We start from the raw sequence: 12990 nt of genomic DNA, 5'->3' as shown, positions 1-12990 counted from the left end.
CTCCGGTGAACCGGGAGAGGGTCTCCTCTCCCGGTCGGATATGAAAAGGGTCGCTTCGGCGGCCCTTTTTTAGTTTGGCGTTAATGTTTTGCGATGGGCTTTTGATCTTTCAATTCATAAGCTACAAAAGATAAGGGATATTAATGCCATTGAAACGCTTGATGTCCTGAAAAAGCGGCGGTTCAGTTAGAAGTGGGAGTGGGCGTCCGCGCCCAGAAGTTTGATGGCGGTTATTTACAATACGAACTATACCCACAATCCCAATTCCTATCTGACCCTCGCCGTACAGAGGGCGGCACAGTCGCTTTTTGGTAAGGAACAGGTTGTCGTTGCAGACAACATGAGTCTGGCAGGTATCGCTGCTTCGGGCGAACATGATGTTCTGATCTGTCTTGATGCCCAGCGTATCAATCTGCCGCTCATCCGCCGTGTCCGACCCGCATTCAGCACCATGATCCTGTGGACCTTTGAAGATCCGTTCATGCGGGACTTCAATGTCGAAAATGCCGGGCTTTTCGACTACGTCTTCACGAATGATCCGTCCTGTGCAGAGTACTATCACGGCAAGGGACACTATCTTCCGCTGGCCGCCAGCCCGTCGATTCATGAAAGACCGGTTCTTCCCGCTTCCGAACTGGAATATGACATCTTCTTTGCCGGGACGATGTGGCCCAACCGGGTCCATACCCTGCGCAAGGTGATCGCCGCATTCCCTGATGCCCGCCTCAAGCTTGTCTGCCCGACCAACGAATTCCTGCCGCCCCTGCCGGCTGATCTGGCGGCGCTGGCCATCCAGCGTCCGATCAGCCATGAAGCCTTCATTGATTTCGCGAATGTCAGCGCCGTCACCCTGACCATGTTCCGTGATTATGCCAGCCATGGTGACGTCAGCCAGGCTACGGCTCCGGGACCGCGTTTCTTCGAACTTGCGCTCGCAGGTGCCGCCCAGGTCGTCGAAGCACCCGAAAGCATGAGTGCCGAGTATTTCGAGACCGTAGATGGGATTGCCCTGGCGCGGAATGCCAATCAGGTCGTGGATGCTATTGCCGGGCTGCTCCAGCAGCAGGACGCACGTCACAATGCGGCTCTGGCCGCGCAGAAATCAGTCGTATCGCAGCATCTTTATGAGCACCGCCTTGAGAAGATGCGTGAAATCACCGGAGCTGATTTCGGGCGTCGGACCCAGCGCCCGGCTCCCCTGCAGCGTCGTCGCCGTCTGCGTGTGCTGATGTGCACGCATTCCACAATTCATGAGCAGGCATGGGGCGGTGTTGAAGTCTATCAGCAGGGTCTCTGCACACTCCTGTCGCGCGATGTCGAATATTTCTACTGGCTGCGTCGTGGAGGGTCCTGCCGCCTGACCACGGCAAATGGTCACGAACTTGAACGTTTCGATGTGCCGGAAGTGGGCTGGCAGGACGCGATGTGTGATTCGCCGGAGGAAATGGCGTTTTCCAGTGTCATCAGCCAGTACAATATCGACATTGTCCATTTTCAGCATCTGGGCCACCACGCACTGTCGCTGCCAATCATCGCAAAGGCCAGTGGCGCCGGTGTGATTTTCTCAGCGCATGATTTCTGGCTGCTTTCCGCCCGTTACAATCTTCTCAATCATGAACTCCGCTATGTAGAGGACGAGGTCCGTTCCGTCCTTGCGTCCGACATCACGCTCAAGGCATCGGAAAATGTCGAACATGGCGGTGAACAGACCCGCCGTGCCTTCGTGGCCAAGATGCTCCATTCCGTTGACGCCATCCTGTTCGGAACAGATCATTCACGGAACCTGACGCACGAGATCTATCCGGTTCTTGATACCAAGCGCAGTCTTGTCATGGGCATCCCAAGCCCCGACAATACCGTTCCCGTTCTGATGAAGCCCTACGAGCCGCTGGGAGACCGTCCTCTTGGCGTTGCGATCATCGGAAACTTCCTGCGCACCAAAGGTGCCGATACGATCCTCAACCTGATCGATATCGCCCATCCGGACCATTTCGTTTTCCACATCTTCGGGTATGTGCATCCGGAATATGAAGCCGTTCTGACCTCGGTCCCGCGTCCGCATGTCAAGATCTATGGCCGGTATGAGATGGGCGATATCGAGGCGCTGAAGGTCGCGGATGTTGCGCTGAATCTGTCAATCTGGCCCGAGACATACTGCATATCCCTCTCTGAAGCCTGGCAGAATGGTCTGGTCCCCATCGTAACCGATGTGGGGGCTCTGGGAGACCGGGTCGAAGATGGTGTCAATGGTTTCAAGGTTCCCATCAGTCGCCCAAGCATGGTGCTCGAACGGCTGGAACTGCTGCGTTCTTCCGAACCGCTGCGTCGCCAGATCATGCAGAACATCACGCCCGCGCTCTGGACCCATGCGCGTGACTACGCGGACGAGTTGCTGGCACTTTATCACGACATGGCGCCCCGCCGTGACATGGGTGTGTCGGAACTGCGTCTGGATGCAGGGCAGGTCCACCTGCTGCCCCACGCAACCTGGCGTCATCAGGCTCCGCCGCGTCATATCTTCGATCCGCCGACGGCACGTGACCTGTCCGTCGAAATGCCGGTTCCGGTTCTGGACTGGTTCTCGGTACAGGGGGGCGAATGTTATATTGATGACATCTGTCACCACATCTTCTCTGATACTGAGGAGAAACCTTTCGAAGGCTCTCCCGAATTTCATATCCGCGGGTGGATGATCCTTCCCGGTATCAGTTCCGCTGGCCAGATGTTCACGGTCCTGCTCGGTGAAGATCCCGACAGCGCCATGATTTTTCTCGAATGTCAGCGTGAAATCCGGACTGATATCGCGGAACTCTTCACAAATGCGCCCCGTCGTGCCGGTTTTTCAGGCAAGGTCGCCCTGCGTGGTAAATGGTGTGAAGGGCGTTTCCGGATTGGTCTGATCAACGTGATCAACGGGCAGGGAGCGTTCCAGTTGACGTCCATGCAGATCGAGGTCGAAGGCGGCCAGATCCGGAAGATTATCCGTTCTGCTCCTTCCAACGACCTGATCCTGTCCGACTTCCGCCGCGTGTCCCATAGTGACGGTCTGATGCGTGATGTGAAGCTGTCGAATGTCGGCAAGCATCACATGCATCCTTACACCTCCGGCGCGCTGGATTATGCCATCGATGATTTCACGGGACTGGCTGGCGATCCGCCTGCTGAACTGACACCGGATGGTCCTCTGTCGGTCCGTGGCTGGATATTCTTCCGCAATCTGTCCCGTGCCGGCCAGGTCTATGGTGGGCTGGTTTCGGAAAGCCGTGACGAGATCGTGTTCTTTGCGCTGGAGCGTGTGATCCGCGCTGATGTCGGGTCAGCGCATCGCGATGCGCCGCTCTGTTCCGGGTTCAGCGGTACGTTCATGTCGCGCGAAGGCTATGCCCGTCCGCTCGATGGCGTCTACCGCTTCATTCTCGTGAATGTCGTGGGAGACGTCTACGCCTCGAGGATGACGAATATTGCCGTGACATTCGACAATGGTGCCATCCTGTCTGCGGAATATGTCGACCTGCACACAGAGAACGTCGAACGCGGGGAGCGTCTTCTCGCTGGAAAAATCGTTTCCTGACCTGCGAGCGGGAGGCTTGCCCTGATGTCCGAAACTGTTTCAGCCCCGTTATCCGAGACGCGGGAACCCCGCTGGTCCCGCTTTGATACGCAGTGGTATCTGTTGCGTTATCCCGAAGTACGGGACTGGATGCAGGAAGAAGGGCAGGAAGACCCGCATGTATTCTACCTGCAGACCGGGCAGCATTACGGACATTCCCCAAACCGCTATTTTGATGAAATGTGGTATCGCGACGCATACAAGGATGTGCGTCAGGGATTGATCCGGGAGGAATGGGCTTCGGGCTTTGAGCATTATACGGAGACCGGGTACAAGACCCATTCTCCGCACTGGCTGTTTGATGAACCCGGTTATCGTCGGCGCTATCCAGAGCTTTCACAACGTTTTCTGACCGAAAACGGCTTCCGGAATGGCTATGATCATTACCTGGAGATCGGGGAAAGCCATTATTACCGCGGACATCATTTCTTTGACGATGAACTCTGCCGCGAACTTGCGCTGACATTCCCGGACCATTTTGACAGCCGGATTGGCCTCTTCGGTTCCTGGCTTGGTCTGCCGGCCCATGTCGCCGATGCCGGCCGGGTTTCCTGGTATTTCGATCCGGTCTGGTACCTGACGCGTTATCCCGAAGTCCGTCAGGAAATTGCTGCGGGACATTATTCAAGCGCCCTGCACCATTACCTCACCAACGAGACACCGCGCCTTTTTGATCCGCAGGAGTTCTTTTCCGAGGAGTGCTACCGACAGGCCCATCCGGACATAGTGCCTTCGCTGGAGCATGGATATTTTCGTAACGGCTACGACCATTTCGTTCGTTACGGTATGCATGAAGGCCGCACTCCGAAGGAAGATGTGGACCTCGCTGCCCATATGGCGCAGGCACAGGTCCGTAACGACGTCCGCAACCGGCTTTATGACAGCGCATTTGCCCATCTGGTTGCCGGCAGGACGGGACTGGGGAAAGGGCGGATAGCAGCCCTTGCCGCTGTGTCCGAGCTTCCCGAAGAACAGTCGAGGCTCCTGTTCGAGCGCGAAGCCGAAGCCATCCTGCCGTCGCTGGTCCGTCATCCTCTGGATTTTACCGTTCACGGTATTCCTGAAATCAGCGTTCTGATGGTTGTCTATGACCGGATCGCCCTGACGGCGCAGGCTCTGGCTTCACTTCGCGCCAACTACGCCGGCGCCATTCAGCTTGTGCTCGTGGATTCCGGCTCGCACGATCAGACCCGTCATATCGGACAGATGGTCCAGGGCGCCACGATTCTGCGATACCGGCACAATATCGGCTATCTTCAGGGCTGCAATCTCGCGCTGGAGAAGGCAGAAGCACCGTTTGTCCTGTATCTGAACAATGATATCCGCCTCTATCCTCACGCCATTGTCCATGCCCTGAAACGGCTGCGCGCCGAGGCCAATATCGGGGCCGTCGGTGGCAAGTTGATCCGGACCAACATGCGCCTTCAGGAAGCCGGTTCCATTATCTGGCGGGACGGTGCGACCTATGGGTACCTTCGCGAAGATGATCCGAACCTGACGAATGCCAATTTCGTCAGGGATGTCGATTACTGTTCGGCAGCCTTCCTCATGGTCCGCACGGCCCTGCTCCGTCGCCTTGGAGGGTATGATCCCCGTTACATGCCGGCCTATTTCGAAGACGCGGATCTTTGCGTCCGTATCCTCAAGACAGGGATGCGTATCGTCTATGATCCAGGCGTCGTCATCGAGCATCTGGAATTCGGAAGTTCAGGAGCGGCCGGATCTCATGCGCTGATCCGCGGTAATCTGAAAACCTTCGCCCGGCTGCAGCAGGATTTCCTGCGCCATCAGCAGCCGGCCCATATCCGCAATGCCATCCTGGGCCGGGAACACCGGGTCAGCCAGCGCAAGCGGGTGCTCTTCATCGAGGACCGTCTGCCCCTGCGCCGCCTTGGATCAGGTTATGTCCGCTCCAATGACATCATCCGTGAGATGACGGCTCTGGGATATCAGGTCACGGTATTCCCGGTCCTGCTCAGGGACCAGACGGCCATTGATCTGTTCGGGGATTTTCCTGAAACGGTGGAACTGATCGTCAACCAGGATCTGTCCAGTTTCGCCGACTTCATCCAGGAGCGCGTCGGATATTACGATCTGGTCTGGATCGGCCGCACACATAACATGGCCCGTCTTCTGCCCTTGCTGAATAAGTCGAGCCGCTATCTTCCGGCGTCGGGACCCGTCCTGGATACGGAAGTGATCGCCACGCCACGTACGATGGAGCGTATCCGGGTTCTGGGTCTTCCTGAACCGGATATCAGTTTTGACGAGATGCTGCAGCAGGAACTGGACTGTGCCAGATTCTGCCAGCAGATCATCACGGTGACCTCTCATGACGCCGGCCTTGTACGCCGTGCGGGCTATGAAAATGTCTCCGTCCTGGGACATGAAATTCATGTCCAGCCCACGCCCGCCACCTTTGAAAACCGTCATAACATTCTCTTCTTCGGAGCCATCCACGATGAGGGCGCCCCCAATCACGACAGCCTCGTCTGGTTCGTGGAAAAGGTGGTGCCATTGCTGGATGGGGTTCTGCCACCGGATGTCCATTTCACCATTGCCGGGTTTGTGGGACCGGGGGTGGATATGACGGTGTTTTCGACGAATGACCGGGTGGAGATCGTGGGACCGGTTGGAGATCCGCGGGAGCTGTTTGACCGGCACCGGGTCTTTGTGGCGCCGACAAGGTTTGCAGGTGGGGTTCCGTTCAAGGTTCATGAGGCGGCGTCCTATGGACTGCCGCAGGTGGTGACGACGCTGCTTCAGGACGAGGTGGGCTGGACCGATGGAGTTGAGCTGCTTTCCGCGCCGGCGAATGATGCGGAAGCGTTTGCGGCGGCGGTGGTCCGGCTTTATCAGGATAGGGAACTGTGGGAAAAGCTGAGGCAGGGCGCGCTGGCGGCTGTCGAGCGGGACTGTTCTCCGGTCCGGTTCCGGCAGGCGCTGTCAGAAATTGTTCAGAGCTGCATTGCATGACATGACCGGAGAGATCCGGTTCAGGAAGGTTTGAGGAGAGCAGGAAGGCTATGGACGCAGTGAATGAAGCGATCGTGGAGCCCATGGCAGCGAATGCGGACGCCGGGACGGATACGGGCCTGACCGGGCGTGTTCTTGTCTGCAGCGGGGGCCGGTATGAGAGCCAGGCCAACGCCCAGATCCGTGAGTCCATCATGGATGGCTGGGCGGACTGTTTTGGCGAGGATAATATCACTGCGGTTCATATCTCGGCTGCTGCAAGCTCGATCCGGATCCTGAAGCCGACGATCGTGTTCGCCATCGGCTCCTATCTTCCGGAAAGCACGTATTTCGGCGAGGTCTGCCGCGAGGCGAAGAAGATCGGCGCGGTGACGGTGTTCTGGGCGACGGAAGATCCCTATGAGCAGGATGCGAACTATCGCATCGCCGATGATTTCGATGTGATCTTCTCCTGTGACCGCTGGGGGCATAACTTCTATCAGCGTGAGCGGGTGTTCCATCTGCCGCTGGCAGCCAGCCCGAAGTTGCATTACGGCGAAATCGAAGCGGATTCCGAAAAGACGATCGATGTTCTGTTCTGCGGCGTGGCGTTCACGAACCGCAAGGACATCGTGCGCAACCTGCTGCCTGCCCTGCGGAACCTGAACATCAAGATCGTCGGACCGGGTTGGGGCGAACTAGGGATCGGGTTCTCCGATGCGCGGATCGAGAAGTCCCAACTCGTGGAGCTTTATCGCCGCTCCAAGCTGGTTCTGAACCTTGGCCGTTCGCTGAGCTTCGAGAACAAGCGCTTCATTATTGCGCCGTCCACGCCGGGACCGCGGACGTTCGAGGCGGCTCTGGCCGGGGCGTTCCAGGTGTTCCATGAGGATACGCATGAGATCCGCCGCTATTACTCCGCAGACGAGATCCCGGTGTTCTCCAACCGTGTGGATTTCGAGCGACTGGTGGCGACCTATCTCAACAACAATGATCTGCGTGTGGCGATGGCGCGCAAGGCGCAGGCCCGCACGCAGGCCGAGCATCTGTACAAGCACCGCATCCAGTATGCGCTGCGCGTGCTCAAGGATGAGGGGCTGATCGGCTGAGGGGCGGTCTGATCTGACGTTCTTTCCTTGCCTGAACCTGAAGAAAGCCGGAGCGTGTCTCCGGCTTTTTTTGTTTCCGGAGTTCAGGCGTTAAGCATGAAAAAAGGCCACGGAGCAGTCCGTGGCCTTTTCGTGTTGTGCCGGAAGGGAAGATCAGTTCGGCTGGGGACCCATGACGATCTGGGCGAGATCGGTGGGGCGGATCCATTTGCGGAAGGCGGCCTGCACCTGTTCGGGCTTCATGTCGTAGATCGCCTGTGCGGCCTTGGCCGGGCTGTCCAGCGGCAGGTCCAAGGCGATCAGGGACAAATAGCTTCCGGCCAGTGCGCTGAAGCTGGCGCGGGACATGGGCTGGCTGCGCAGCAGCGTGGCCTTGGCGAGATCGAGGCTCTCCTGCGAGACGGGAGCGTTGCGCATGTCCTCGACATCCTTGACCGCAAGCGCACGGGCCTTGCTGACTTTGTCCGGATCGGCGCCGAAGGTGATGCCGAAGCCGCTGCGGGTGCGGGAATAGGAGAGGTCGCTTCCGGCGCCATAGACATAGCCCGTCTTCACGCGCAGATCCTGCATCAGGCGCGAGGAGAAACCATCCCCGAGGATCGTGTTGCCGACGGCAAGCGCATGGCGGTCGGGATCGGTCACTTTCATGCCGATGGTCTCGACGAGCTTGACCTCATCCTGCGAGCGCCCCGGATCAGCCACGACGGCCTGCGAGGTGCGGCTCAGCGGGATCGTGGGCAGATCGACGGCGGGTTTGGGACCTGTGGCCTTCCAGCCGCCGAACGCCTTTTCCACGTCGGCCTTTGCGGCTTCAGGGGTGATGTCGCCGACGATGACGATGGTGGTCAGGTCCGGCCGGTAGGCATGGGCGTAATAGGCCTGCACGTCCGCAAGCGTGAGCTTGCCGATCGTGGCGGGAGTCGCTTCACGCAGGGTGGGATCCTGCGGGGGAACCAGCGCCTTGCGGGCGGCGCGGCCGAAGCGGTAGCCCGGCGACTGGAGTTCGCCAGCCTGGGCCTGGGCCGTCTGCATCTGGGTGATGCGGAAGGCTTTTTCCGGGAAGGCCGGGTTCAGCTCGTGATCGGCCAGCAGGGCGAGGCCTTTCTCAAAGTTCGGCGTCAGCGTGCTGAGCGAGAAGGACGGGCCGGCGTCTTCGTCCGCTGAAAGGTCATCGAGGGCGCGGGCGAGGGCCAGACGGTCATGCGTCTTGCTACCATAGAGGAACATCTCCTCGGTGACGGCCGCCACGCCTTCCTGACCGGCGGGCTGTTCAAGGTCCGCGTTCTGGCGGATGCGGCCGATCAGTTCGACGGTGTGGCTGACATGTTCGGGCTGGACCAGAAGATGCAGGCCGTTTGGCAGCGTATAGGCCGCTGGAAGCGGGGCTGCGGCCGGGATGGTCAGGCGGGCGAGGGCCTGCTGTGCCCAGTCCGGCAGGGCGACCTTGCCGGAAGGCGGCGTGTTGAAGGATTCCGCGCCGCCGAAGCCTTTCTGGCCGACCGGCTTGCCCGAGGGGCTCGGCGTCAGGGTGGCGGTGATGGCGTGGGCGGGGTCGAGCAGCTTCTTGGCCAGCGCGTCAACCTGTTCCTTGGTGACGTTACGGAAGGCGGCCAGCATGTCCTGCGGGTCGTTCAGGTGCTGGATGGCGATGGCCTGCGACCAGCTTTCCGCGAGGCCGGAAATGCTGTTGGCATTGAACTCAAGCGAGGCGATTTCCTTGCGGCGGGCGGCTTCGATCAGCTCTGCCGGGATGCCGTGGGTGCGGAAATTCTCCATGATGGCAGCGACGCTGGTCCGCAGGGCGTCCGGGTTGGCACCCTTGGGGAAGCCTGCATAGACGACGCCCAGACCGGCCTGCGCCTCAGGGTCATACATGAAGCCGGTATCTAGCGCCTTGCCTGACGGCACGAGGTCGAACAGGGCGGCGCGCTGGCTGCTGATGGCATCGGCGAGCAGGGTGGTTGCAGCGTAGTCGGGATCGCGCTGGCCGGGCATCCGCCAGGCCATGGTCACGAGGCCGATCGGCAAATCGGTGTCGAGCGCAATGCTCTGCGCCTTCGCTGGGGTGGGAGAAACGGTGCCACGCTCGGGCAGGGTAGAGGCCGGGATGCTGCCAAAAGCGGCCTGCACCTTCTTCAGCGTGTCCTGCGGGTCCACATCGCCGGTGATGACCAGCACGGCGTTGTTGGGCGCGTACCAGGACTCATAGAACTTCCTCAGCATGGGCGCGGTTGTCGCGTCAAAGGACGGGCGGGTGCCGAGGGCGTCCTGTTCGTAGGGCGTGCCGGCATAGAGGGCGGCGCGGATCTGCGAGAGGTAGCGGTAGAGCGGGCTGGAAAGATCGCGGGAGACTTCCTGTTCGATCGCGCCTTTCTCATGCGCCCATTCGGCTTCGGTGATGTTCAGGCCGCGCATACGTCCGGCCTCAATGCGCAGCAGGACGTCGAGGTCGCTGGCGGGGGCCTTGAAATAATACTGCGTGACGTCGGATGTGGTGTCGGCGTTGTCGTTATTGCCGAGCTGCGCACTGATGGTGGAAAGCTGGTCGCGTGAGAGGGTCTGCGAGCCGTTGAACATCATATGCTCAAGGGCGTGGGCCGTGCCGGGGAAGCCCTTGGGGGCGTTCACGGAGCCGGTTTCGTAGTTCAGCATGGTCTGCACGACCGGAGCGAGAGTGTCGCGCACCACGATGACCCGCAGGCCGTTGGAGAGCGTGGCCCGCGTCACCGTTGCCGGGGCAGCACTTGTCGCGGGTGCGACGGCGGGTGCGGCATGGGCGCCCGCGAGCACCGGCGACGCCAGCATGGAGGCGGCCAGCAGTGACAGGCGGGACAGACGGGAGAGTGCGGACATGTGTTCAGAACTTTCCGGCAGGGGAACGTGCAGGGGAAACATAAATTTCACAAAGGAGTAAACCGGTTGTTCCGGTCCCTGTCCAGCATGTCTAGCGCGGGTTGGGGGCGGTGTATCTGACCGTTGGATGAAGAAAAAATTATGTGCAGAGGGGCGGGGCGCTGGCTAAACTGCGGGCAATGACTTTATCTGAACGCATTGCCCGGGTTGATGACTGGCTGATCGACCGGCTGTTCCAGCCGCTGGCGGACCGGCTTCCTGAACGTCTGACGGCGCTTCATCTTGGTCTGAGCTGTCAGCTCGGGGCGCTGATGCTGGACGGGCTGTCGCTCGTGCTGCCGATGCTGCTGTTCGGGGCGACGCTGGGCAACATGATCGACAGTGCGCTGATCTGGTGCATCAGCCTTGCGTTCTTCCTTGGCATGAAGCGTTCGGCGCCGCTGGTGCGGCCGGGGATGCTCAATCCGCTGCGGCCACTGCTGCGGGCCATGCGGCTGCTGTCGCTGGCGTTTCTGATCTACCAGTTCTTCCGGGGCATGGGGGCACCGGGCATCGTCTGGCTCGTGACGCAGCTGACCACGATTTCGCAGGTCCTGTTCACGGTCGGGCTTTATCTCGTGGCGTGTCAGCCGCGTCCGCCCTATCGGCGCATGTCCACCCGCGGAGGTCCGGTCATCGAGGGTGTCTGGGGCGCCGGAGGCCGGCTCAACAACACCTGACAGTCCGTTCTCTCGACACGCCTGTGAAGGAATAAGCGCGTGACTTCCCGACTGAGAATTCTGCACTGCCTCTCTACTCGGGAATTTGCGGGGACGGAGCGTCATCTCGCGGAGCTGTCGGCCATTCAGGCGCGGGATCATGACGTCACACTGCTGCTCAACCGCAGGACGGCCGATCCTCTGACGGGCGGGGATATCAGCGGGTTTCTGTGTCCGGATGTGAAAATCGTGCGGGCGGGAGCGGGCGGGTATCTGTCGGCTCTGGCGTCCGAACTGCGCAGCGGGCGGCATGATATTGCCCATACGCATCTGGGTCGGGCCTCGGCAAGGGCAAGCTGGCTGCGGCGGGCAGGGCTGGCCGGGTCAGTGCCTGTGGTGGCGACCCTGCACACATCCTATCGTGGTCGCAGCTATGGCACGCATGACGGGCTTGTCTGTATTGCATCCTGGCAGCGTGAGGCGTTGCCGGACCGGCAGCGAGAGCGCTGTACCCTCATCCCGAACTGGACGGTGCCGCCGTGTTCGACGGCCGAACATCGTGCCGCCTTGCGGGAGCGGATGCGACGGGAGTGGAACATTCCGGACGGTGGCGTCGTAATCGGCGCGGCGGGGCGGATGGTTGAGGAAAAGAACTTCGGGCTGTTGATTCAGGCCTGGAAGCAGGCAGGGCTGCGGCCGGAGACGCGGCTCGTGCTGATCGGGGATGGTCCGGAACGTGCGGTGCTGGAGTGTGCGGCGCAGGGCTGTCCGGAGATCCTCTTCACCGGGTACCGGACGGATATGCCTGATCTGCTGGCGGCGCTGGATGCGTTTGTGGTGCCGTCCCGCCATGAGCCGTTCGGGCTGGTGCTGCTCGAGGCCATGGAGGCGGGGCTGCCGGTCTGTGCCACGGCGGCGGGTGGTGTGACGGATATTCTGGCGGAGGCGCCGGAATGTCTGGTGGCGCCGGGATGTCTGGCGTCACTGGTAGCGGGGCTGCGGCGGCTGGAAGGGGCCGCGCCGCGCCAGTGGGACATGTCGCCTTATCGGATCGGGACGGCGGCGCGTCGGGTCGAGGCGTTCTATCGCCGGTACTGCTGAGCGCTTACAGCTCGTAGTAGCGGCGGGAGACGTAGCTTGAGAGGCCTTCGCTGGGCATGATGTGCCAGCCATTCGTGACGCTTGGGACGAACTCCCAGAGGAACACCAGAATCGACAGGAAAAAGAGCAGCATGCCGTGGCCCACGATCTGGATGCGCCGCCAGAAATAAAGCGGCGGCAGGAGAATCCACAGGATCGTGCCGGGCCGAAAGCCGGCGGCCAGCAGGCTGCGGCGGTCCATGATGAGGGCGCCGTAGAAAATGGCGACGCTCACCACCATGGAGGCGATGTTGCTGGCGATGTCGGGGATAAGGCCGAAGCTCAGGAGAATGTCGACGGCCGTGCTGCCGAAGAACGGGCCGACCAGGCTGAGCCAGAGCCAGCGGTTCGAGATCAGGCTGGCGGGCAGTGCCGGGGGGACGCCTTCGGGCTGGGGGGGCCAGAACACGCAGCTTCCGGCTGGGTGCCATTCACCGCCGAACTCTTCGGTCCAGCACAGGGTGGCATGTCCGATGATGCCTTCCGTGACGAGGGCTTTCATGCCGTCCGCGGAGACCGGCCCCTTGCGGGTGCCGTGTTCTTCGTAAAACCAGCTCACAGTTCGTCCTTTTTCCGGCGGCGCATCGTCGTTCCGGCTTCTGCTGCCTGCTGAACGGGTCAGTCT

7 protein-coding genes are annotated in these 12990 nt (G+C 60.6%); 5 read left to right on the top strand and 2 right to left on the bottom strand.

Annotation, left to right across the window (positions count from 1 at the left end):
* Nucleotides 1-223: 223 nt before the first annotated feature.
* The 3 genes from ACJ2A4_RS06055 to ACJ2A4_RS06045 are packed head-to-tail and all read left to right on the top strand — an operon-like array spanning nt 224 to nt 7674.
* Nucleotides 224-3571 (top strand): glycosyltransferase, encoded by a 3348-nt coding sequence (locus ACJ2A4_RS06055; RefSeq protein WP_408874027.1) that lies wholly within the window; start codon nt 224-226, stop codon nt 3569-3571.
* Between the two features lie 24 nt (nt 3572-3595).
* Nucleotides 3596-6586, top strand: coding sequence for a glycosyltransferase (locus ACJ2A4_RS06050; protein ID WP_408874026.1), 2991 nt, complete (start codon nt 3596-3598; stop codon nt 6584-6586).
* A 50-nt stretch (nt 6587-6636) separates the two neighbouring features.
* Complete coding sequence (locus ACJ2A4_RS06045; RefSeq protein ID WP_408874025.1) at nt 6637-7674, top strand: glycosyltransferase; 1038 nt, start codon at nt 6637-6639, stop codon at nt 7672-7674.
* Between the two features lie 153 nt (nt 7675-7827).
* On the opposite strand, the gene ACJ2A4_RS06040 is transcribed toward ACJ2A4_RS06045, so the two are convergent.
* Nucleotides 7828-10527, bottom strand: a complete 2700-nt coding sequence (locus ACJ2A4_RS06040) for a M16 family metallopeptidase (RefSeq protein WP_408874024.1) — start codon at nt 10525-10527, stop codon at nt 7828-7830.
* Nucleotides 10528-10706: 179 nt separating this feature from the next.
* On the opposite strand from ACJ2A4_RS06040, the gene ACJ2A4_RS06035 reads away from it, so the two are divergent.
* Both ACJ2A4_RS06035 and ACJ2A4_RS06030 read left to right on the top strand, forming a co-directional pair.
* Nucleotides 10707-11246, top strand: a complete 540-nt coding sequence (locus ACJ2A4_RS06035; RefSeq protein ID WP_408874023.1) for a hypothetical protein — start codon at nt 10707-10709, stop codon at nt 11244-11246.
* 39 nt (nt 11247-11285) lie between these two features.
* Nucleotides 11286-12326, top strand: coding sequence for a glycosyltransferase (locus ACJ2A4_RS06030; protein ID WP_408874022.1), 1041 nt, complete (start codon nt 11286-11288; stop codon nt 12324-12326).
* A 4-nt stretch (nt 12327-12330) separates the two neighbouring features.
* On the opposite strand, the gene ACJ2A4_RS06025 is transcribed toward ACJ2A4_RS06030, so the two are convergent.
* Entirely contained in the window at nt 12331-12924 is a 594-nt protein-coding gene (locus ACJ2A4_RS06025) for a DUF4339 domain-containing protein (RefSeq protein ID WP_408874021.1), read from the bottom strand.
* Nucleotides 12925-12990 lie beyond the last annotated feature (66 nt).

Source organism: Gluconobacter roseus, assembly GCF_046058915.1.
Classification (GTDB): Bacteria; Pseudomonadota; Alphaproteobacteria; order Acetobacterales; family Acetobacteraceae; genus Gluconobacter; species Gluconobacter roseus_A.
Note: the sequence above shows the minus strand (reverse complement) of the source record. Positions and strands in the feature narration are given on the sequence as shown.